This is a genomic window from Thioclava nitratireducens (assembly GCF_001940525.2).
Lineage (GTDB): Bacteria > Pseudomonadota > Alphaproteobacteria > Rhodobacterales > Rhodobacteraceae > Thioclava > Thioclava nitratireducens.
In genome coordinates, this window is sequence record NZ_CP019437.1 from 2,942,221 (window position 1) to 2,963,403 (window position 21,183).

Here is a 21,183-nt window from a genome sequence, read left to right on the forward strand (position 1 = left end):
GCTCCCTTATTCAGCCCAGTGCACGGTCGCGTCCTTGAGAACGGCGCGCACCGGCGCCTGTTCCACGGGGAGCTTTTCCGCCGCTTCGATCGCCGCGCGCTTCTCCGGCCCGGTGATCAGGATATGCGTGTGCATCGCATCGCGCAGCACCGGTGCCGAGAGCGTGATACGCGGCTCGCCCGCAGCTTCGGCGCGCATCGGCAACAGGATCGGCGCCTCGTTCGACAACGCCTCTTTCAGGCGGTCGGCACCGGGGAACAGGCTCGCCGTATGCATATCCGCGCCCATACCCAGAAGCAGGACGGAGATCGGCAGATGCGGCTCGATCCCGGCAGCCAGTTCCGTCATTTTGTCCTCGGGCTGCTCCGCTTCGGCATAGAGCGGCACCAGCGTCGCCGCCGCCGCCCGGCCCGTCAGGAGCCGCGCGCGGATCAGGCGCGTATTCGACCGCTCCGAGGTTTCGGGCACCCAACGCTCGTCATTGAGCAGCACCGCGACCTTGGACCAGTCCAGATCGATATCCGAGAGAATGTCGAATATCGGTCCGGGCGTGGAGCCGCCCGGCACCGACAAGGTCGCGCGGCCCTCGTTGTTGATTGCCGCGCGAAGCTGGCTCGCGATGCGGTCCGCAAGCCCCATCATAAGCATCTCGCGATCGGGGTAACTTTCGAAATTCATTCGCGAATCTCCCGCCAGCGGCGGCCGTCCCGATGCATCAGCATCAACGCGTCATCGGGGCCCGACGAACCGCTGTCATAGCTTTGAGGTTTGTCGCCGCGCGACTCCCAGCCTTCGATGATCGGATCGGTCCAGGCCCAAGCCGCTTCAACCTCGTCGCCACGCATGAACAGCGTCTGGTTGCCGCGGATGACGTCCATGATCAGCCGCTCGTAGGCGTCGGTGATGTCGGCCTCTTCGCCCAGAGCGTCCGCGAAGGACATATCGAGCGGCACCTGCACGAGGCGCATGCCGCCCGGCCCCGGCTCTTTGATCATCATCTTCAGGTTCATGCCCTCGTTGGGCTGGAGCCGGATCACGAGCACGTTCTCGCGCCACTCGCCCTCGGCCTCGTCGAAGATCTGGTGCGGCGGCTGCTTGAAGGTGATCGCGATCTCGGACGTGCGGGCCCGCAGCCGCTTACCGGTGCGCAGGTAGAAGGGCGTGTTGACCCAGCGCCAGTTCGCGACATGGCATTTCATCGCGATATAGCTCTCGGTCGTCGACTCCGGGTCCTCGGCATCTTCCAGATAGCCGGGCGCATCCTTGCTCGCCACGTATTGGCCGCGCACGATATCGGCAGGTGCGACAGGCTGCAGAGCCCGGATCACCTTGAGTTTTTCGTCGCGCACCGCATCGGGGTCGAAGTGGTAAGGCGGCTCCATCGCGATCAGGCACAGAAGCTGCATAAGGTGGTTCTGCACCATGTCGCGCATCGCGCCCGACTTGTCATAATACGATCCGCGACCGCCTACGCCGACCGTTTCGGCGACCGTTATTTGCACATGATCGACAAATTGGCTGTTCCAGAGCGGCTCGAACAGGATGTTGGCGAAGCGTACCGCCATCAGGTTTTGCACGGTTTCTTTACCGAGATAATGGTCGATCCGGTAGATCTGTGTCTCGTCGAAATACTCCGCGAGCACGGCGTTGAGCGCCTTGGCAGAGGCGAGGTCGCGCCCGAAGGGCTTTTCCACGACGATCCGGGCATCCGGCCCAGCGATCCCGCGCTTGTGCAGCCGCTCCGCGAGGTCGCCGAACAGCGAGGGCGCCACCGAGAAGTAGAACGCGTTGACCGTGTCGCCGCGGACTTTCGATTTCAGATCATCCCAGCCGCCATCGCCTTTCGCGTCGATCGCGACATAGTCGAGCATCGGCAAGAACCCGTCCAGCGCGCCTTCGTCGTCGCATTTGCTGCCACCGAATTCGGCGATCGCCGCGCGGACCTGATCGCGGAATTCATCAGGGGTCATCTCCGAGCGCGCGGCACCGATGATGGTGGAGCCTTCGGGAATCTGTCCCGCGCAATAGCGCCGAAACAGGCCGGGGAGAATTTTGCGATTGGCGAGGTCGCCAGTGGCGCCGAAAATCACCAGGTCGAAACGTTCGACGGGAATGACGCGCGAAACCATGGGCTGCTCCGTGTTTGGGGTCCGTTAGCGCTAACGACCCCCTTGTACTCACCTTAGCGGAACAAGTCTAGCATGGCAGCGGCGCGAGACAACGTAAGGGCGCGGATTAAGCGCTCTCACGCGAGAGAAATGCCTCAAGCGCCTGAATATCCGGCAGGATTTCTTCGGCCAAACCATCCGTGAAAGCCGCGAAATCCGCGCGCGTTTCTGGCGGAACGGACAGAAGCACCGGAAAATCGGAGGCCATCGCCTGCGCGATCAGGTCGCGACAGCCGCGCCCCGCGGCTTCCTGTTTGCCGAACTTGTTGAGGATCACGATGGTGCCCGGTTGCGCCATCTCGAGCGCATGGCCGACCTGTGCGACGACCTCTTCGAGCGCACCCGCGTCGAGCGAACACGCCCCCGCGCCCTGCCCCAGATCCTGCGAAATTGTGCGGGTTTCGCCCTCGGGGAGGATGCGCAGATGCATCTCGCACTCGAACCGCTGCGGCACCTCGGCGCGCACCATGCCAATCACGTCGCGCCCTTGCGACAGCAGCCTGTCGGCGAGCTGGGCAAGGAGCTTGTCGGCCGCGCCGCGCTCTTGGCATGTGATGAACCCGATCATTGCGCCTGTTTGGCGAGGCTTTCGCGGGCGGTCAAGGGGCCACGCCCTGAGACGGAGCGCAAGATCACGCCGCCAACGCCTTGCCGAAGCGCGGCAGACGCGCCCGTTTCATCAGCGCCCGGATCGGCTGCGGCTCGCCCGACAAACGCTCTGCCTCGGCGCGTACGGATTCGGTGATGGCGCGCATCTGCTCGGGGTGCTCGGACAGAAGCTGCCAGAGGAACCCGTCCGGATCGCGCCGCTCCAGCCCCTCGCCCGCCAGTGTCCCGCGCGGGAAGTCCTGCGCGTTGAAGGTCAGGATCGCATCGGCGCTGCCCGCGATCGCCACGGCCAGAACGTGCAGATCGTTTTCGTCGGGCAAGACCAGCCGGTCCTCGATCCCCGGCTGCGCCGCCACCTCGGCCTTCGGGAAGGTGGCGCGCAGTAGCGCGATCTCGCCCCGCGCGATCGCTTCGTCGGCGGGCGCGCGGCGCGCGGCGGCCCGCGCCCATTCCTCGAGAATCCGCGCCGACCAGAGCGGACGATAGAGCCCCGCCTTCGCCGCCCCGATCAAAATTTCGCGCAGCACCGTCGGGTAGAGCACGCAGGCATCGAGCACGACCCGCATCAGTCGAGCCGGAAGAACAGTGATTTCAGGTAACCTGATTCCGCCAGTTGCGGCAGCATCGGGTGGTCCGGCCCGGCATAACCGGTGTGGATCAGCTGCGCGGACCGCCCCGCCTTGCCGATGCCACGCGTGCAAGCTGCGCGGAATTGCGACAGATCGGCGGCATGCGAGCAGGAGCACAGCACCAGATAGCCGCCCGGTTCGACCAGCGGCGCGGCCATCCGGGCGATCCGCTCATAGGCACGCAGCCCCGCTTGCAGCGCGGGCTTGGCGGGGGCGAAGGCGGGCGGATCGCAGATCACCAGATCGAACCGCTCATCTTCTTGACCCAAAGCGTCGAGCGTATCGAAAGCGTCCCCCTGACGCGTCGCGAAGCGGGCGCTGGCGCCCATCGCCTCGGCGCCCTTGCTTGCCAGCTCGAGCGCCGACGCAGACGCATCGACCGACAAAGCGGATTGCGCGCCACCGGCCAGCGCGGCCAAGGCGAAGCCGCCCACGTGAGAGAAGACATCCAGCACCCGCGCGCCCTCGGCCAGCCGCGCCGCAAATGCGTGGTTCGGGCGCTGGTCGTAGAAAAGCCCAGTCTTCTGCCCGCCCATCAGATCGGCGAGGTAAATTGCTCCGTTCATCGGCACCTCGACCGGGGCGTCGATCCCGCCACGGAGCGTGACCATCTCCTCGTCGAGACCTTCGAGATTGCGGGCCCGGCCTGCGCCGTTCTTGATGATCGTGGTGACGCCCGTGACCTCGGCCAGCGCGGCCTCGAGATCGGCGATCATCACCTCCGACCATGCCGCGTTCGGCTGGATCACCGCCGCGTCACCGAACCGGTCGATGATGACACCGGGCAGCCCGTCCGCCTCGGCATGGACCAAGCGATAGAAAGGCGCATCAAACAGGCGCACGCGCATCTCGAGCGCCCGGGCCAGCTTCACAGTGAGCCAGTTGCGATCGATCACCGCCTCGGCGTCGCGGCTCATCACCCGCGCGATGATTTTGGAGTTCGGATTGACCGTAACCGTCGCGAGCGGACGGCGCTCGCCATCCTCCAGCGTCGCGATCGTGCCGGGCGCGATCGCCTTGGTGCGGCGGTCGGTCACCAGCTCGTCCGCATAAACCCAGGGAAAGCCGTGGCGGATCGCGCGGGCCTCGGCTTTCGGGCGCAGCCGGACGGTCGGACGGGTGGCGGGATCTTCGGACTGGCTCATCGGGGGCTCCTTGCGCGCGCTGTCTCAGGCGCGGCCTTCCTAGCGCCAAGCGACCCGGCGCGAAAGCCCTCGCGCTTGCCGCATCCCCGCTCTGCCCCAGATAATCTACAAAGGGAACGGGTTGCGGCGTTAGCGCTAACATGGTAGCGAGGACGCAACCGCGATCCGCGCCCGCTGCGCGAGCGGCCCTTACGGGCTGCATGTTCCGCGTCAGATGCATAGCAAGGAAAGGCCCCGCCGATGACCCTCGATGCCACAATCGCCCGTGTGACCGACCGAATCCGCGCCCGCTCCGAAGGCCCGCGCGGCGACTATCTCGCCCGGATGCAGGCCGCCGCCGATGCAGGGCCCGCCCGGGCGCATCTCAGCTGCGGCAACCAGGCCCATGCCTATGCCGCGATGGGAGAGGACAAGGACAAGCTCGCCGGCGAACGCGCCCCAACGTGGGCATCGTGACCGCCTATAACGACATGCTCTCGGCCCACCAGCCCTTCGAAACCTTCCCGCAGACGATCAAGGCTGCGCTGCGCGAGGTGGGGGCGACGGCACAGGTCGCGGGCGGGGTGCCCGCGATGTGCGACGGCGTCACACAGGGCCAGCCGGGTATGGACCTGTCGCTCTTCTCGCGCGACGTGATCGCGATGGCCGCGGCAGTGGCGCTCAGCCACAACACCTTCGACGCGGCGCTCTACCTCGGCGTCTGCGACAAGATCGTGCCCGGGCTCATCATGGCCGCCGCGACCTTCGGGCATATCCCGGCGATCTTCATCCCCGCGGGGCCGATGACGACCGGCCTGCCCAATGACGAGAAGGCCAAGGTGCGCCAGCAATTCGCCGCCGGCGAAGTCGGCCGCGACGCGCTGATGGCCGCAGAGATGGCTTCCTATCATGGTCCAGGCACCTGCACTTTCTACGGCACCGCGAATACCAACCAGATGCTGATGGAGTTCATGGGTCTTCACCTGCCCGGCGCCTCCTTCGTGAACCCGAACACGCCGCTACGCGAGGCGCTGACGGTCGCAGGCGCGAAACGCGCCGCCGAGATCACCGCGCTCGGCAATGACTACCGCCCGGCGTCGGAAGTGCTCGACGAGAAGGCCTTCGTGAACGGAATGGTGGGGCTGATGGCCACCGGTGGCTCGACCAACCATGTGCTGCACCTGCCGGCGATGGCGCGCGCCGCCGGGATCGTGCTCGATCTGGAAGATTTCGACGAGATTTCCTCGGTCGTGCCGCTGATGGCGAAAGTCTACCCCAACGGCCTCGCCGACGTGAACCACTTCCACGCCGCGGGCGGTCTGCAATTCATGATCCGTCATCTGCTCGACGCGGGCCTGCTGCACGAGGACGCCAAGACCGTCGCGGGCGACGGGCTGACCCGCTACACGCAGGAGCCGAAGATCACCGAGGACGGTCTGGTCTGGGAAGAGGCCGATCCCGAGAGCCAGAACGAAAAGATTCTGCGCAAACCCGCCGATCCGTTCCAGAAGACCGGTGGCCTGAAGCAGCTCGAAGGCAATCTCGGCCGCGGCGTGATCAAGGTTTCCGCCGTCGCGCCGGAGCGCCATGTGATCGAGGCGCCGGTCCGCGTCTTCAAGGAACAGCACGAGGTGAAGGACGCCTTCAAGGCGGGCGAATTCACCTCGGACACGATCGTCGTGGTGCGCTTCCAGGGACCTAAGGCGAACGGGATGCCGGAGTTGCACTCGCTCACGCCGACCCTCGCAGTGCTGCAGGATCGCGGGCTGAAAGTGGCGCTGGTCACCGATGGCCGGATGTCGGGCGCATCGGGCAAGGTTCCCGCAGCAATCCATGTCTCCCCCGAGGCCGCCGATGGCGGGCCGCTTGCGAAGCTGCAGGACGGCGATATGGTGCGGCTCGACGCGACGACGGGCGAGCTGACCTGCCTGAGCGAAGGCTTCGAGAGCCGCGCGCCGGTCGAGCCCGACCTCAGCGGCAACCAGTTCGGCCTCGGCCGCGAGCTGTTCGGCGCCTTCCGCACCCATGTCGGCCCGTCCACCAAAGGCGCCTCCGTGGTGCTTTGAGTTTTCTTGCCTCCGGCGGGGATATTTCCACCAAGGCGAAAACAGGGTTCTGCTTTCGGCTTGGCAAGAAATATCCCCCGCGGAGCGTCCTTCCCTCTCCGCCCGCATGGGCGACCCAGACTGGAGTGATCCGATGACCCCGAGTGAACAATCCGCATCCGCCCGCAAGATCTGCGAACTGGCCCCGATCGTGCCGGTGATCGTGGTGAAGGATGTGGCCCATGCCGCCCTCTTGCCAAGGCGCTCGTCGCGGGCGGCCTGCCTGCGCTGGAAGTGACGCTGCGCACGCCCTGCGCGCTCGACGCGATCCGCGCCATGGCCGATGTCGAAGGCGGCGTGGTCGGCGCGGGGACGCTGCTGACCCCCGCCGATGTGAAAGCCGCGAAAGCCGCGGGCGCGAAATTCGGCGTGTCGCCCGGCGCGACCGAGACCCTGGTGAAGGCCTGCGAGGACGAAGGCCTGCCGCTGCTGCCCGGTGCGGCCACTGCATCCGAAGTGATGAAGCTTCTCGAGATGGGTTACGACGTGCTGAAGTTTTTCCCGGCGGAAGCTTCGGGCGGCGCGCCTGCGCTGAAGGCGATCGGGGCCCCGATCCCCCAGGTCAGCTTCTGCCCGACGGGCGGCGTCAGCATGAAAAACGCCAATGATTACCTGAGCCTGCCCAACGTTCTTTGCGCAGGCGGCTCCTGGGTCGCGCCCGATGCGATGGTGCAATCGGGCGACTGGGCCGGGATCGAAGCGCTTGCGCGCGAGGCGGCGGCGCTGCCGCGCTAATCGCCCTGCTAGGGACGACGCGCCCGCCAGCCGCCGCGCCGCATCGGTGGGGCGCTTTCGCGGGTCAGACCTTCTTCGAGCACCCGGGTCATCGGGTGCTCGGGCGGCGCCTGATACGCCGCGAGCACGGTGCGCATCGCTTCGCTCGCATCCATCCCCGGCCCGAGGCTCAACGCCCAGTCCATGAAGATCGAGCGGCACTCTTCCATAGTGATCCCGTCGATCTTGAAGCTCTCGCGGATCAGCCCTTTCGGGTCCGCCTCGCTCAATTCCATAAGTTTGCGCGCCATTCAGCCCTCCAGAGCCCTGTCCACGATGGCGGCTGTCTCGGTCGTGACCTCGCTCAGACGCGCCGCCAGAGCATCGAGATCATCCAGCCCCGTCTCGCGCAACAGGAAAGCGCGGCCGCCTTCTCCGATCGCCGCCATATCCAAGGGCTTCTCGCTCAGCAAGCGCCCGCCTGCCTGCAGTCGCCACAGCAGACGATAGGCCGAGGCAAGCGCCTCACCCTCCTCGCGGGTCACGAACCCGCCGCGGGGGCCTGCGCGCAGCTGCGCCTCCACCTTGCGCGCCGGGACGCCCGCGCGGAGCGCGAAACTCTGGGCGAGCAGTTCGATATCCTGCAGCCGTCCGGGGCCGACCTTCGCCTCCCAATCGCCATCGGGGGCTTTGGCCGCGAAGATCCGCGCCCGCATCTGCGCCAGATCGCGCAGCACCTCGGCGCCGCCGCCTTTCGCCTGTAGAACCTTCAGCCGGATCGCCTCGACCCGATCGGCCAGATCGGCGCTGCCGGCGACCGGGCGCGCCCGGGTGAGCGCCAGATGCTCCCAGGTCCAGGCCTCCTCCATTTGGTAGCTCTCGAAGCTTTGTACCGAGGTCGCGACAGGCCCCTGCTTGCCCGAGGGGCGCAGCCGCATATCCACCTCGTAGAGCGTCCCTTCCGGCATCGGCGCGCTGAGCGCGGTGATCAGCGCCTGCGTGAGCTTCGCATAGTAAGCCCTTGAGGCAAGTGGCTTCTTGCCATCCGAGAACTCCTCCCCATCGGCGTCATAGATCACAATCAGATCGAGATCGGATTGCGCATTCAGCCGCTCGGCCCCGAGGCTACCCATGCCCAGAACCACCGCCCCTTGCCCGGGCATGACCCGTAGCGGAGCGCGAATTCGCCCTGCACGACCGGCCAGAGCGCGCCCAGCACCGCGCCGGCCACATCGGCATATTGGCCCGCGGCTTCTGACGCATCGACGAGACCGCGCAGGTGATGCACGCCCACGCGGAATTTCCACTCTTTCGCCCAACGCCGCGCCGCAATCAACGCGGCCTCGTAATCGTCGGCGCGCTCCATCAGCCGGGCGAGATCGGCTTCCAGCGCAGATTTTCCCGGCCAGGGCGCGAAGAACGAGCCGCCGAGAACCGCGTCCAGCACCCCGGCATTGCGCGACAGGTAGCTCGCGAGCCCCGGCGCCGTGGCGCAGATGTCGACGATGAGATCGACCAGTTGCGGATTGGCTTCGAACAGAGAGAACAGCTGCACGCCCGCGGGCAGCCCCTTGAGGAAGCCGTCGAACTGGGTGAGTGCTTCCTCCATGTTTGCTGCGCGCCGCATCCGGTCGAGCAGTTCCGGCTCCAGCCGCTTGAAGATCGCGCGCCCCCGCTCGGATCGGAGCGCCGGATAGCCCGTCCAGCCCTCGACGATCTCACGCGCGGCGTCGCTCAGTTCGGGGCGCTCGGCGGCGGCATCGGGGGCGAAGAAATCATTCGTCAGGCTTTCGACCCGCTCCAACCGGTCGCGCAGCCGATCGCGCCAGCGGGCCACATCGCCCTCGCCCATCATAGCGGCGATCCGGGCGAGCCCCTCTTCATTGCCGGGCAGAATCTGGGTCTGGGCGTCGCCCACCATCTGCAGACGGTGCTCGATCTCGCGATGCTCGCGGTAATGACCGATCAGTTCCTCCGCGACATCCTCGGCCACCCAAGTCTTCGCGGCGAGCGCACGCAGCCCGCCCACCGTGGTCCGGTCGCGCAGCGTCTCGTCGCGCCCGCCTGCGATCAGTTGCCGGGTCTGGGTGAAGAACTCGATCTCGCGGATGCCGCCCTGACCGAGCTTGATATTGTGGCCTGCCACCTCGATCGGACCGTGCAGCCCCTTATGTTCGCGGATGCGCAGGCGCATGTCGTGTGCGTCCTGAATCGCCGCGAAATCGAGATGCTTGCGCCAGACGAAAGGCCGCAGGCGTTCAAGGAACTGCTCTCCCGCCGCGAGATCCCCCGCGCAGGGACGTGCCTTGATATAGGCCGCGCGCTCCCATGTCCGGCCTTCGGCCTCGTAATAGAGCTCCGCCGATCCCATCGAGATGCAGACCGGCGTGACGGCGGCATCGGGGCGCAGGCGCAGGTCGGTGCGAAAGACGTAACCCTCGGACGTGCGATCGTTTAGCATCGCCGCCATCTTGCGCGTCGCCCGGATCAGTGCGCTGCGCGCCTCCATCGCGTCATCGGGGTCGTACCGGCTTTCATCGAAAAGGCAGATCAGGTCGATATCGGAGGAGTAGTTCAGCTCCCCTGCCCCCATCTTACCCATCGCGAGCGCGACCATCCCGGCGGCGCTCTCGACATCATCGTCGCTCGCACCGGGTATCTTGCCGCGGCGGATTTCCTCGGCCACCAGCCGCTTCATCGCGAGATCGACCGCGATATCGGCGAGCCGCGTCAAGGCGCCGGTCACTTCCTCGAGACACCAGACGCCACCGAGATCGGCCAGTCCCGCGAGCAGCGCGACCCGCCGCTTCGCCCGGCGCAGTTCGCTCGGTAGATCGGCGAGGCTGACGGGCGTGATCCGCGCGAATTCATCGGCCAGCGCAGCTTCCGGATTGACTGAAAGCGCAGACCGCAGCCACTCGGCCTCTTTCTCCATCAGGCCTTTGAGATATGGGCTGCAACCCGCCGTGCCCCCTAACAATTCGCGCAACTCCGGCGCGAAATCGGAAAACAGCTCTTCGGCCTCGGCGGCGCGGTCGGGCTCGAAAGGCAGGGGCGAACGGGTGAGACGCGAGGCAAACGGCATGGCGCCATGCTTACGCCGCCAAGCGGGCCGGTCAATGGGGATTGCTGTCACGCGCCATCTGGCCATAACTACACCCCGCCCCGGGGCGCATCCGCGCCCTGACCGCAGACCGTCCGGAGCCTCGCCATGAGCAAATCCCTGAAACGCGTTCGTGCCGCCCTCGAAGCCGCGGGCGCACCTTTCGAGATCACCGAACCGGGCGAGGCCCGAACTGCCGAGATGGCGGCGCAGGCGGTGGGCTGCGAGGTCGATCAGATCGCGAAATCCATCATCTTTCGCGGAGAAGACAGCGGCCATGTCGTGCTCTTCATTACCGCAGGCGGCAACCGGGTGAGCGCCGAGAAGGCGAGCGCTGTCGCGGGCCAGCCCTTGGGCAAGGCAGACGCGGGGCTGATCCGCGCGGAGACCGGCTTCGCGATCGGCGGCGTCGCGCCGCTGGGTCATGTCGGGCCGGTAACGGCTTTCCTCGACCCCCGGCTGTTCGATTTCGATACCGTTTGGGCCGCAGCGGGCACGCCTCGGCACGTTTTTGCCATCGCCCCGGCCGACCTGGAACGGATCAGCGGCGCGAAACGGGCCGATTTCACCGAATAAAACAAAGCAATTTCGGTGCCTTGCGGCAAAAATGTAAAAATCGTTTACATCCCCCTTGCAAGACACGGTCCGACTTCCGATCTTGGAGATGTGAAAGGAATTCACATACTCAACCCGGAGGTTCCAATGTCCGCCTATTCCACCAACTCCATGCCCGTCGCGGTTGGTAACTGGTTTACCCGCGCCGTTAACTGGATGGATGGGAACGGCCCCGGCGCCTGGATCGCGCTGATGGTGGCCGGCTTCATCTTCGCAGGCCCCCTCGGCCTCGTCATTCTCGCCTTCATCCTGTTCACCGGCCGCTTCGGGCGTCGCTGGCGCACGGGTCAGGCGGTGCAGAAACGCGGCTTCGGCTGCTACGGCGCCGGTGGCGTCCATGTTTCGCGCTCGACCGGCAACGCCGCGTTCGACGCCTACAAGGCCGACACGCTCGAGCGACTGCAGCGCGAACAGCAGGAATTCGAAGAGTTCCTCGGCCGTCTGCGCGAAGCCCGCGACAAGGCAGAGTTCGACCAGTACATGGAAGAGCGCGCCAAGGAAGCGGCCCAGTCGGAGAACACCTCCGAAGAGGCGAAAGCCTAACCATATAGACAGTTCGCGACGCGAATTCAGCGCCCCGGTTGACCTGACCGGGGCGCTTTCTATGTCGTCACCATGAAACACTTGGCGGGTGAGCGCTCCTTTGCTAGCCTGCCGCCACCCCTCCCCAACGAGGCTTTTGATGCGCCATTCGCTTCCGCTTGCACCGCAGTTCTATGTAACCGCGCCGCAGCCCTGCCCCTATCTGGACGGCAGGTCGGAACGAAAACTGTTCACCGCCTTGCAGGGCGAGTCCGCCGAGAAGCTCAACAACGCGCTTTCGCGCCAAGGCTTTCGCCGGTCACAGAACGTGCTCTATCGGCCGTCCTGCGCCGATTGCACCGCGTGCCTGTCGGCCCGCATACGGGTCGCCGATTTCAAACTGTCGAAATCGCAGCGCCGGGTGATGAAGAAGAACGGCGACCTGCGGCGCACCGCGACGTCTCCCTGGGCGACAGAAGAGCAATTCGCCCTGTTCCGCCGCTATCTCGATGCGCGCCACGCCGATGGCGGCATGGCCGACATGGATATCTTCGAATTCGCCGCGATGATCGAGGAGACGCCCGTGAAATCGCGGGTCATCGAATATCGCGAGACCGCGGCCACTCCCGACAGCATGCGCGCGCTGATCGCGACCTGCCTGACCGATGTGCTCGATGACGGGCTGTCGATGGTCTATTCCTTCTACGAGCCTGAACGCATCCGCGACTCCCTCGGGACATACCTCATTCTCGACCATGTCGAGATCGCGAAGCGCGTGGGCCTTCCTTACGTATATCTGGGCTATTGGGTACCCGGCTCGCCGAAGATGAACTACAAGGCGAACTTCTCCGCGCTCGAGATCTACAAGGGCGGCAAATGGACCGATATCGGTGATCCCGCCAAGCACGAGACCGAGACGCATCCGCTCTCGGTGCCGCCGATCGCAGAACAGGTCGCGCGAATCCAGCTCCCCGACACACGCAACAGTTGAGCCACCACCACGCGCCGCCCACGCTCTCGCAGACGACTGCTCAACCGTTCGGCACTCGCCGTATGTCAAATGATTTTTTTAAAACTTTTCCACGACTTCCGTTGATTACGCGCGCGTGAACTCTGGACACTCCCGGCCTGTGGTGAAACGGTCCCGGCAGACCCGCCACGGAGGATACGAGGTGGGTGGCGAGGCGCGTCCTCGCGCAACGGAGCAATAATGGGAGGATCCTAAATGGACCGTCGTTCCTTTCTGACGAAAGCCGCGCTGGGTGGTGCGGCTGCGAGCACGCTGGCAGCCCCCGCGATCGCACAAAGCAACCCGCAGATCACCTGGCGTCTCGCCTCGTCCTTCCCGAAGTCGCTCGACACGATCTATGGCGGCTCGGAAGTCCTGTCGAAGATGGTCGAGGAAGCCTCGGACGGCAACTTCAAGATCCAGGTCTTCGCCGCAGGCGAGATCGTCCCCGGCCTTCAGGTCGCAGATGCTGTGATGAATGGCACGGTCGAAGCCTGCCATACCGTGGGTTACTACTTCTGGGGCAAGGATCCGACCTGGGCGCTCGGCGCGGCAGTGCCGTTCTCGCTCAACGCGCGCGGCATGAACGCCTGGCACTACCACGGCGGCGGTATCGAGCTCTATAACGAGTTCCTCGGCAAGCAGGGCCTCTACGGTCTGCCGGGCGGCAACACCGGCGCACAGATGGGCGGCTGGTTCCGCAAGGAGATCTCGACGGTCGAGGATCTCAAGGGCCTCAAGATGCGCGTTGGTGGCTTCGCGGGCAAGGTGATGGAAAAGCTCGGCCTCGTGCCGCAGCAGATCGCCGGCGGTGACATCTACCCGGCGCTCGAAAAAGGCACGATCGACGCGACCGAATGGGTCGGCCCCTACGATGACGAGAAGCTCGGCTTCTATAAAGTCGCGCCCTACTACTACTACCCCGGCTGGTGGGAAGGTGGCCCGACGGTCCACTTCATGTTCTCGAAAGAAAAGATGGAAGGCCTGCCGAAGCAGTATCAGCAACTTCTCCACACCGCCGCTCAGGCCGCCGATGCGGACATGCTGCAGAAATATGACATGAAGAACCCGAAGGCGCTCAAGACCCTGGTCGCCAACGGCACCCAACTGCGCGCCTTCTCGCCGGAGATCATGCAGGCCTGCTTCAAGGCGGCCAACGAGGTCTATTCGGAGATGGAAGCGAACAACCCCGAATTCGCGAAGATCTGGGGTTCGATCAAGGACTTCCGCAAGGACTGGTTCACCTGGGAGCAGCTGGCCGAGTTCAACTACGATTACTTCATGATGAGCGAAGCCAACAAGGGCGAGCTGTAAGCCGCCCAAACTGGTCAAGCCAGAGAACCGAAGCCCCGGCGCGCTGCGCGCTGGGGCTTTTTCTATGCCTGCACGAGACCAGGCGCCGGGCGGACATTCTGCGCGTGCAATGCTACATTGCAGCATGATTTCGGAACTGTGACCACACACGACATAAAATTGCGTGATGCCCGGTTTACACCCGGAACCGGTCAAGTAAAGTGACCGCAATGCCCACACCGGAGGGAACGCCATCAATGGAGCGGTGTGGTCAGAAAAATTGACAGACATCCACGACTTGGGAGGAAACCATATGGATCGTCGTTCTTTCCTGCGCAAAGGTGCGCTTGGCGGGGCAGCCGCAGCTGCCAGTAGCGCACTCGCCGCACCTGCTATCGCGCAAGAAACCCCTACCGTGACGTGGCGCATGACCTCGTCTTTCCCCAAATCGCTCGACACGATCTACGGCGCCGCCGAGACGATGGCGAATTACGTCAAGGGAATGACGGACGGGAAATTCAACATTCAGGTCTTCGCGGCGGGCGAAATCGTGCCCGGCCTGCAGGCCATGGATTCGGTGTCGAACGGCACCGTCGAGGCTTGCCACACCGCGTCCTACTACTACTGGGGTAAGGATCCGACCTTCGCCTTCGCAACCGCAGTGCCGTTCGGCCTGAACATGCGCATGCAGAACGCCTGGTTCTACTATGGCGGCGGCAACGACCTGATGAACGAGTTCTACGCGAACTACGGCATCACCGCATTCCCCTGTGGCAACACCGGCGCCCAGATGGGCGGCTGGTTCCGCAAGGAGATCAACACGCCCGAAGACCTCAAGGGCATCAAGATGCGGATCGGCGGCTTCGGCGGCAAGGTCGTGGAGAAGCTCGGCGTCGTGCCGCAGCAGATCGCCGGCGGCGACATCTACCCGTCGCTCGAGAAAGGCACGATCGACGCCACCGAATGGGTCGGCCCCTATGACGATGAGAAGCTCGGCTTCTACAAGGTCGCACCCTATTACTACTATCCCGGCTGGTGGGAAGGCGGCGCCTGTCTGCACGCCATGTTCAACAAGAACGCTTACGAGCAACTGCCCGAGGCCTACAAGGTCGCACTGCAGGCAGCGACGCAGGCGGCGAACTCGGATATGATGGCGTCCTATGACTACAAGAACCCGACCGCGCTGAAGAAGCTCCTCGGCCAAGGGGCACAGCTGCGTCCGTTCAGCCAGGACATCCTCGAAGCCTGCTTCAACGCCGCGAACGAGGTCTACGACGAGATCAACAGCTCGAACGAGGCGTTCAAGAAGATCTACGACAGCCAGTTCAGCTTCCGCAACGACGCCTATGGCTGGTGGCAGCTGTCGGAGTTCAACTTCGACTACTTCATGATGCGCCAGCAGGCGGCGGGCAATCTGAAGATCTGAACCACGCCCAGCGTGAAACGAGAAGGCCCCGGGGTTCGCGCCCCGGGGCCTTTTTCGATCCGGGTGCGGCCCGACCTCACTTCGTGGTCGCGGCCCCTGCCGTCGCGCCTGCCACGGCCCCCACGGGTCCGGCCACGACAAGCCCGCCGACGCCGCCAGTGGCTGCGCGTTCGGTGGTGGTATCTCCACAGGCCGCGAGCGAAACCAGCAGGCCGCCCGCCATCACAATCGTCGCAATTCGCATCTTCTCGTCCTTTCGATAGCAGCCGCAACGCGCGACCTTCTCAAGGACAAGACGCCGAGACGCCTTTCGCGGTTCCCAAGCTCCGTGAAAGGCTGCTCGTCAGTTCCTGCGCGTCACCACACCTAGCCCGGCCCCGACGACCGCTCCGACAGGCCCCGCCACGACGAGACCGGCCACGCCGCCCGTCGCCGCCCGCTGCTCCTTGGTCTCACCACAGCCCGCCAGCGCAAGCAACGAAACCCCGAAAATCACCAGAAGAGGATACCGCATCCCTCGCCCTCCACTCTCTCTCTATAAAAAAGGGGCGGCCCCTGAAGGCCGCCCCGATCTTTCATTTTACGGTCGATCAGTTGCTGCCCGGTGTGGGAAGCGGGGGCAGCCCACCCGGAGCCGCGCTTCCCGAGCTTGACCCGCCAGAGGTCGACCCACCGAGCGGCGCCAGAGACGGCAGTCCTCCGAGGCCGCCCCCATCGCCCATGCCCGGCATCTGGGGCAGCTTGATCTCGACGTCCTTCAGATCAACCTGCGGCCCCTTGTAGTGCATCACCATGGCCGGGAAGGCGATCACGATGGCGATCATCGCAACCTGGATGAACACGAAGGGAATGGCGCCCCAGTAGATCTGCGAGGTCTTCACCGGCTCCATCTTCTTGCCGGTAACCTTGTCGATATAGGGCACCTTGGCCGCGACCGAGCGCAGGTAGAACAGCGCGAAGCCGAAGGGCGGGTGCATGAACGAGGTCTGCATGTTCACGCCCAGGATCACGCCGAACCAGATCAGATCGATCCCCAGCGCCTGCGCGGCAGGCGCCAGAAGCGGCACGATGATGAAGGCCAGCTCGAAGAAATCGAGGAAGAAGGCGAGGAAGAACACAAGGAACGACACCACGATCAGGAAGCCCAACTGGCCACCCGGAAGCGAGGTCAGCAGATGCTCGACCCAGACCTGCCCGTTCACCCCGTAGAAGGTGAGCGAGAAGACCCGCGCGCCCAGCAGGATGAACAGCACGAAGGCCGACAGGCGCGTCGTCGCCGCCAGCGCATCACGCACGACGGGGAAGGTCAGACGCTTCTTGACCGCCGACAGCACCAGCGCGCCGACCGCGCCCATGGCGCCGCCTTCGGTGGGAGTCGCAACACCCAGGAAGATCGTGCCCAGCACCAGGAAGATCAGCGCCAGCGGCGGGATCAGCACGATGACCACCTGCTGGGCCAGACGGCTCATCAGGTTGATCTTCAGCGCCTTGTCGAGCAAGGCCACGATATAGACCACGATCACGGCCGCACCGGCAGCCAGGATCTCGGAGTTGTTGACGCTCGACCCGCTCGCCTCGAAATACTTCTCGGCGAAGATGAAGACTGCGACCGCGCCGGCCAGCGCGACAAGGAGCGACATCACACCCGAGCCGAGCGTACGCGCCTCTTTCGGCAGGGCCGGCATCGACTTCGGCTTGATGATCGACATCACGAGCACGTAGCCGAGGTAGATGCCGGTCAGCACCATACCGGGGATCAGCGCGCCCTTGTACATGTCACCCACCGAAACGCCCAGCTGGTCAGCCAGAACGATCAGCACCAGCGAAGGCGGAATGATCTGCGCCAATGTCCCAGACGCCGCAATGACACCTGTGGCCACCTTCCGATCATAGCCGTAGCGCAACATGATCGGCAGCGAGATCAGGCCCATAGCGATCACCGACGCCGCGACCACGCCCGTGGTCGCCGCCAGAAGCGCGCCCACGATGATCACCGCATAGGCGAGACCGCCGCGCACCGGACCGAACAACTGACCGATCGTGTCGAGGAGATCCTCGGCCATGCCCGATTTCTCGAGCACGATGCCCATGAATGTGAAGAATGGGATGGCAAGTAGGGTCTCGTTCGACAAGACCCCGTAGAACCGTTGCGGCATCGCATTCAACAACGGCCAGTCAAGATTGATCGTCCCGCCGGAATAGCCCGACAGTTCAACGCCGATGACGAAGAACAAAAGACCGTTGGCCGCGAGCGCGAAGGCCGCAGGATAGCCGATCAGCAGGAAGACGATCAGCGAGATGAACATGATCGGGGCCATGTTCTGAGCAATAAGCTCGAGCATTACAGACCCTCCTCTTCGGCGATGGGATCATGGCCGTGATGGCCCGCGCTGTCGGCATGGGGATCCGCGATCAACCCACGCATCACGCCGATCTTCTTGATGATCTCGGACACGCCCTGGAAGAACAGCTGCCAGAAGCCGATCAGCAGCAGGAGCTTGGCCGGCCACAGGATCAGACCGCCCGAATTCGTCGACATCTCGCCCGAGCGGATCGAGATCATCACGAAGGGAGTCAGCTTGAACAGCATCAGCACGACGAACGGCATCAGGAAGAAGATATGCCCGAGCAGATCGATCCAGTGCTGCACTTTCCGCGAGAACGCACCATAGATGATGTCGATGCGGATATGCTCGTTTTGCTTGAGCGTGTATGCGGCAGCGCCCAGAAACGCCGCGCCGAAAAGATACCATTGCAATTCCAGCCAAGCGTTCGACGACATGTCGAAGGCTTTGCGTACAATGGCGTTGGTCGCACTCACGAGGACCGACACCAGAATAAGCCACGACACCGCCTTGCCGATGGTCTCGTTTATCCGGTCGATCGCGCGTGAAAGGGCCAGCAAAGCGCCCATCTCACTTCCTCCCTAATTTTGTCCCGAAAGCCTGCCCGAGGCTTTGCCCGTGATTGGCCGAGTGGAGGCGAAAGGTCAAGCAATTAAGGCCCTATCTGGTCTGTTCACTTGACCAGATCGACCTAAAAACATCGCTCCCCAGCGCCGACCTGGCGACTGACGAAGCGTCAACGGGATCACGTTGATGCGACTGACCTAGCGGCACCCGCGTCGCACGCCGCTTATGATTTCTCAAAGTTGCGACTCGCAGGTCGCGATGCGCAACAATCGGGAAGAAATTTCCTCCCTTCGCGACATTTTATTCAGCGTTTGGGCATTGACGCCTCCTGCACCCGCTCATAATGTCCGCGCAAAGCAGTCCGAAAGGGATCCGCAATGGATGCGATTCTTCTTGTCGTCGTAGGAGCCAAGCGCATGGGCCGGTAACGGTTAGACCATGAAGGTTCCCATGCGCCCCCGCCTCAAAGCCGGGGGCTTTTTATTGGACGATTGGACGCTTGAGAGGTAGCGGCGGGCGGCGTGGCCCTCGCGCAAGGATGGAGTGAGCATATGGCACGGCAGATGACCGGCGCGAAGATGGTGGTTCAGGCGCTGAAGGATCACGGGGTCGAGGTAATTTTCGGCTATCCCGGCGGCGCGGTCCTTCCCATCTATGACGAGATTTTCCAGCAGAACGACATCCGTCACATCCTCGTCCGCCACGAGCAGGCCGCGATCCACATGGCCGAAGGCTATGCGCGCTCGACCGGCAAGCCGGGCGTGGCGCTGGTGACCTCGGGCCCGGGCGCGACCAATGCGGTGACGGGTCTGACCGACGCGCTGATGGACTCGATCCCGCTGATCGTGCTGTCGGGGCAGGTGCCGACCTTCCTCGTGGGCACCGATGGTTTCCAGGAGGCCGACACGGTGGGCATCACCCGCCCCTGCACCAAACATAACTGGCTGGTGAAAGACCCTGCGAAACTCTCCGAGACGATCCATCAGGCTTTCCACGTGGCGACCTCGGGCCGCCCCGGCCCGGTGCTGATCGACATGCCCAAGGACGTGCAATTCGCGGTGGCCACTTACTGCGAGCCGAAAGCCGCGAAGGTCGACCATTACCAGCCGCAGGTGAAAGGCGATCTCGACGCGATCACCAAGCTGGTCGAGATGATCGAGACCGCCGAGAAGCCGGTCTTCTATACCGGCGGCGGCGTGATCAATTCGGGCCCTGCCGCGAGCCAGCTGATGCGCGAACTTGTCGACGCGACCGGCTTCCCGATCACCTCGACGCTGATGGGTCTGGGCGCCTACCCTGCCTCGGGCAAGAACTGGCTCGGCATGCTCGGGATGCACGGCCTCTATGAAGCCAACCTCGCGATGCATGGCTGCGATCTGATGATCAACCTCGGCGCGCGCTTCGACGACCGGATCACCGGCCGCGTGGCGGACTTCTCGCCGAAATCGACCAAGGTGCATGTCGATATCGACGCCTCCTCGATCAACAAGATCATCGCCGTCGACCTGCCGATCCTCGGCGATATCGGCCATGTGCTCGAAGACGTGCTCAAGGTCTGGAAATCGCGCGGGCGCAAGGTGAACAAGCCCGCGATCGCGAAATGGTGGAAGAAGATCGACGAGTGGAAGAAGGTGAACTGCCTCGCCTACACCAACTCGGAAAAGACGATCAAACCGCAATATGCGCTACAGCGTCTCGAAGAGCTGACCAAGGGCATGGATCGCTACATCACCACCGAGGTGGGTCAGCACCAGATGTGGGCCGCGCAGTTCCTCGGCTTCGAGGATCCGAACCGCTGGATGACCTCCGGGGGCTTGGGCACGATGGGCTACGGCTTCCCGGCCTCGATCGGCGTGCAGATCGCCCATCCCGAGAGCCTCGTGATCAACGTGGCAGGCGAGGCGAGCTGGCTGATGAACATGCAGGAGATGGGCACCGCGACCCAGTTCCGCGTGCCGGTGAAGCAATTCATCCTCAATAACGAGCGTCTGGGCATGGTCCGCCAGTGGCAGGAACTGCTGCATGGCGAGCGGTACTCGCATAGCTGGTCCGAAAGCCTGCCCGATTTCGTGAAACTCGCCGAGAGCTTCGGCTGGAAGGGGATGCAGGTCTCCGACCCCGCCGATCTCGACGATGCGATCATGGAGATGATCAAGCATGACGGCCCGGTGCTGTTCGACTGCCTCGTGGAGAAGCACGAGAACTGCTTCCCGATGATCCCGTCCGGCAAGCCGCATAACGAGATGCTGCTGGCGGCCGATGCCGATGTCTTCAAGGAAGGCGCGGCGCTGGTGTGAGCGACGCCGGGGGCTCTGCCCCCGGACCCCCGGGATATTTGGACCAAGCCGAAGATCGGGTCCGAACTAGGAAAAGGAGAGAGGCAATGGCCGCTCTGAAAATCAAGAAAGGCTCCTCGAGCCATTCCGCTTACGACCTGCGCGACAGCCACGATCAGATTGAGCGCAGCCATACGCTCGCCGTGATCGTGGATAACGAGGCCGGGGTTCTGGCCCGTGTGATCGGGCTGTTCTCGGGCCGCGGCTACAACATCGACAGCCTGACCGTGGCCGAGGTGGACCATAAGGGCCATCGCAGCCGGATCACCGTCGTCACCCGCGGCACCGAGAACGTGATCGACCAGATCAAGGCACAGCTGGGCCGCATCGTGCCGGTTCACGAAGTGAAGGACCTGACCGTCGAGGGCTATCCGGTCGAGCGCGAACTGGCGCTGATCAAGGTTGCGGGGACCGGCGACAAGCGTATCGAAGCGCTGCGTCTGGCCGAGATCTTTCGCGCCAATGTGGTCGACTCGACGCTGGAGAGCTTTGTCTTCGAGATCACCGGCACGCCCGAGAAGATCGACGCTTTCGCCGATCTGATGCGCCCGCTGGGTCTGGCCGAAGTGGCCCGCACCGGGGTCGCGGCGCTGTCGCGCGGGGCCTGAGCCCGAGCGA

At 64.3% G+C, this 21,183-nt stretch carries 17 protein-coding genes and 3 pseudogenes; 9 read left to right on the forward strand and 11 right to left on the reverse strand.

What is annotated here, in order from left to right; translation table 11 throughout:
- Nucleotides 1-6 precede the first annotated feature (6 nt).
- The 5 genes from pgl to BMG03_RS14030 all read right to left on the reverse strand — a co-directional run bounded on the left by pgl (nt 7) and on the right by BMG03_RS14030 (nt 4,551).
- Entirely contained in the window at nt 7-678 is a 672-nt protein-coding gene (gene pgl, locus BMG03_RS14010) for a 6-phosphogluconolactonase (RefSeq protein ID WP_075775618.1), read from the reverse strand.
- The gene (gene zwf, locus BMG03_RS14015; RefSeq protein ID WP_075775619.1) at nt 675-2,129 is read right to left on the reverse strand and encodes a glucose-6-phosphate dehydrogenase; all 1,455 of its coding nucleotides are present in this window, start codon (nt 2,127-2,129) and stop codon (nt 675-677) included. The genes pgl and zwf overlap by 4 nt, the downstream gene beginning before the upstream one ends.
- Before the next feature lie 106 nt (nt 2,130-2,235).
- Nucleotides 2,236-2,736, reverse strand: a complete 501-nt coding sequence (locus BMG03_RS14020; RefSeq protein ID WP_075775620.1) for a DUF2478 domain-containing protein — start codon at nt 2,734-2,736, stop codon at nt 2,236-2,238.
- A 64-nt stretch (nt 2,737-2,800) separates the two neighbouring features.
- Nucleotides 2,801-3,343 carry an RSP_2648 family PIN domain-containing protein gene (locus BMG03_RS14025; protein ID WP_075775621.1) on the reverse strand — a complete coding sequence of 181 codons (543 nt, stop codon included), beginning with the start codon at nt 3,341-3,343 and terminating at the stop codon, nt 2,801-2,803.
- Nucleotides 3,343-4,551: an RSP_2647 family RNA methyltransferase gene (locus tag BMG03_RS14030; RefSeq protein WP_075775622.1), complete on the reverse strand. Its 1,209-nt coding sequence runs from the start codon at nt 4,549-4,551 to the stop codon at nt 3,343-3,345. Before BMG03_RS14030 ends, BMG03_RS14025 begins: the two co-directional genes overlap by 1 nt.
- A gap of 240 nt (nt 4,552-4,791) precedes the next feature.
- On the opposite strand from BMG03_RS14030, the pseudogene edd reads away from it, so the two are divergent.
- Nucleotides 4,792-6,596, forward strand: a pseudogene (edd, locus tag BMG03_RS14035) (phosphogluconate dehydratase).
- Nucleotides 6,597-6,729: 133 nt separating this feature from the next.
- Nucleotides 6,730-7,370 (forward strand): annotated as a pseudogene (gene eda, locus BMG03_RS14040) (bifunctional 4-hydroxy-2-oxoglutarate aldolase/2-dehydro-3-deoxy-phosphogluconate aldolase).
- Nucleotides 7,371-7,378: 8 nt separating this feature from the next.
- On the opposite strand, the gene BMG03_RS14045 reads toward eda, so the two are convergent.
- Together BMG03_RS14045 and BMG03_RS14050 are read right to left on the reverse strand one after the other, a co-directional pair.
- Nucleotides 7,379-7,645, reverse strand: a complete 267-nt coding sequence (locus tag BMG03_RS14045) for a hypothetical protein (RefSeq protein WP_075775741.1) — start codon at nt 7,643-7,645, stop codon at nt 7,379-7,381.
- Nucleotides 7,646-7,660: 15 nt separating this feature from the next.
- Nucleotides 7,661-10,434, reverse strand: a pseudogene (locus BMG03_RS14050) ([protein-PII] uridylyltransferase family protein).
- Between the two features lie 126 nt (nt 10,435-10,560).
- Here BMG03_RS14050 and BMG03_RS14055 point away from each other — a divergent pair.
- The 5 genes from BMG03_RS14055 (at nt 10,561) to BMG03_RS14075 (ending at nt 15,317) form a co-directional block, all read left to right on the forward strand.
- Nucleotides 10,561-11,028, forward strand: a complete 468-nt coding sequence (locus BMG03_RS14055) for a YbaK/EbsC family protein (RefSeq protein WP_075775626.1) — start codon at nt 10,561-10,563, stop codon at nt 11,026-11,028.
- Between the two features lie 126 nt (nt 11,029-11,154).
- Complete coding sequence (locus tag BMG03_RS14060; protein WP_075775627.1) at nt 11,155-11,610, forward strand: DUF2852 domain-containing protein; 456 nt, start codon at nt 11,155-11,157, stop codon at nt 11,608-11,610.
- Nucleotides 11,611-11,749: 139 nt separating this feature from the next.
- Entirely contained in the window at nt 11,750-12,580 is an 831-nt protein-coding gene (locus tag BMG03_RS14065; protein WP_075775628.1) for an arginyltransferase, read from the forward strand.
- 234 nt (nt 12,581-12,814) lie between these two features.
- Nucleotides 12,815-13,912: a TRAP transporter substrate-binding protein gene (locus BMG03_RS14070; RefSeq protein WP_075775629.1), complete on the forward strand. Its 1,098-nt coding sequence runs from the start codon at nt 12,815-12,817 to the stop codon at nt 13,910-13,912.
- Nucleotides 13,913-14,204: 292 nt separating this feature from the next.
- Nucleotides 14,205-15,317: a TRAP transporter substrate-binding protein gene (locus BMG03_RS14075; RefSeq protein ID WP_075775630.1), complete on the forward strand. Its 1,113-nt coding sequence runs from the start codon at nt 14,205-14,207 to the stop codon at nt 15,315-15,317.
- Nucleotides 15,318-15,393: 76 nt separating this feature from the next.
- On the opposite strand, the gene BMG03_RS20560 is transcribed toward BMG03_RS14075, so the two are convergent.
- The 4 genes from BMG03_RS20560 to BMG03_RS14085 form a co-directional block, all read right to left on the reverse strand.
- Nucleotides 15,394-15,561, reverse strand: a complete 168-nt coding sequence (locus tag BMG03_RS20560; RefSeq protein ID WP_157771598.1) for a hypothetical protein — start codon at nt 15,559-15,561, stop codon at nt 15,394-15,396.
- 99 nt (nt 15,562-15,660) lie between these two features.
- On the reverse strand, nt 15,661-15,831 hold the full coding sequence (locus tag BMG03_RS20890; protein WP_166504604.1) for a hypothetical protein: 171 nt from the start codon (nt 15,829-15,831) through the stop codon (nt 15,661-15,663).
- 76 nt (nt 15,832-15,907) lie between these two features.
- Nucleotides 15,908-17,659, reverse strand: coding sequence for a TRAP transporter large permease (locus BMG03_RS14080; protein WP_075775631.1), 1,752 nt, complete (start codon nt 17,657-17,659; stop codon nt 15,908-15,910).
- Nucleotides 17,659-18,231, reverse strand: coding sequence for a TRAP transporter small permease subunit (locus BMG03_RS14085; protein WP_075775632.1), 573 nt, complete (start codon nt 18,229-18,231; stop codon nt 17,659-17,661). Before BMG03_RS14085 ends, BMG03_RS14080 begins: the two co-directional genes overlap by 1 nt.
- A gap of 549 nt (nt 18,232-18,780) precedes the next feature.
- Between BMG03_RS14085 and BMG03_RS14090 the strand changes: the two genes are divergently transcribed.
- On the forward strand, nt 18,781-20,526 hold the full coding sequence (locus tag BMG03_RS14090; protein ID WP_075775633.1) for an acetolactate synthase 3 large subunit: 1,746 nt from the start codon (nt 18,781-18,783) through the stop codon (nt 20,524-20,526).
- Nucleotides 20,527-20,612: 86 nt separating this feature from the next.
- Nucleotides 20,613-21,173: an acetolactate synthase small subunit gene (gene ilvN, locus BMG03_RS14095; protein WP_075775634.1), complete on the forward strand. Its 561-nt coding sequence runs from the start codon at nt 20,613-20,615 to the stop codon at nt 21,171-21,173.
- Nucleotides 21,174-21,183 lie beyond the last annotated feature (10 nt).

Bases quoted from the DNA above. Each gene is read 5' to 3' on its own strand.
- pgl (WP_075775618.1), bottom strand. From the start codon at position 678: ATGAATTTCGAAAGTTACCCCGATCGCGAGATGCTTATGATGGGGCTT.
- zwf (WP_075775619.1), bottom strand. From the start codon at position 2,129: ATGGTTTCGCGCGTCATTCCCGTCGAACGTTTCGACCTGGTGATTTTC.
- BMG03_RS14020 (WP_075775620.1), bottom strand. From the start codon at position 2,736: ATGATCGGGTTCATCACATGCCAAGAGCGCGGCGCGGCCGACAAGCTC.
- BMG03_RS14025 (WP_075775621.1), bottom strand. From the start codon at position 3,343: ATGCGGGTCGTGCTCGATGCCTGCGTGCTCTACCCGACGGTGCTGCGC.
- BMG03_RS14030 (WP_075775622.1), bottom strand. From the start codon at position 4,551: ATGAGCCAGTCCGAAGATCCCGCCACCCGTCCGACCGTCCGGCTGCGC.
- BMG03_RS14045 (WP_075775741.1), bottom strand. From the start codon at position 7,645: ATGGAATTGAGCGAGGCGGACCCGAAAGGGCTGATCCGCGAGAGCTTC.
- BMG03_RS14055 (WP_075775626.1), top strand. From the start codon at position 10,561: ATGAGCAAATCCCTGAAACGCGTTCGTGCCGCCCTCGAAGCCGCGGGC.
- BMG03_RS14060 (WP_075775627.1), top strand. From the start codon at position 11,155: ATGTCCGCCTATTCCACCAACTCCATGCCCGTCGCGGTTGGTAACTGG.
- BMG03_RS14065 (WP_075775628.1), top strand. From the start codon at position 11,750: ATGCGCCATTCGCTTCCGCTTGCACCGCAGTTCTATGTAACCGCGCCG.
- BMG03_RS14070 (WP_075775629.1), top strand. From the start codon at position 12,815: ATGGACCGTCGTTCCTTTCTGACGAAAGCCGCGCTGGGTGGTGCGGCT.
- BMG03_RS14075 (WP_075775630.1), top strand. From the start codon at position 14,205: ATGGATCGTCGTTCTTTCCTGCGCAAAGGTGCGCTTGGCGGGGCAGCC.
- BMG03_RS20560 (WP_157771598.1), bottom strand. From the start codon at position 15,561: ATGCGAATTGCGACGATTGTGATGGCGGGCGGCCTGCTGGTTTCGCTC.
- BMG03_RS20890 (WP_166504604.1), bottom strand. From the start codon at position 15,831: ATGCGGTATCCTCTTCTGGTGATTTTCGGGGTTTCGTTGCTTGCGCTG.
- BMG03_RS14080 (WP_075775631.1), bottom strand. From the start codon at position 17,659: ATGCTCGAGCTTATTGCTCAGAACATGGCCCCGATCATGTTCATCTCG.
- BMG03_RS14085 (WP_075775632.1), bottom strand. From the start codon at position 18,231: ATGGGCGCTTTGCTGGCCCTTTCACGCGCGATCGACCGGATAAACGAG.
- BMG03_RS14090 (WP_075775633.1), top strand. From the start codon at position 18,781: ATGGCACGGCAGATGACCGGCGCGAAGATGGTGGTTCAGGCGCTGAAG.
- ilvN (WP_075775634.1), top strand. From the start codon at position 20,613: ATGGCCGCTCTGAAAATCAAGAAAGGCTCCTCGAGCCATTCCGCTTAC.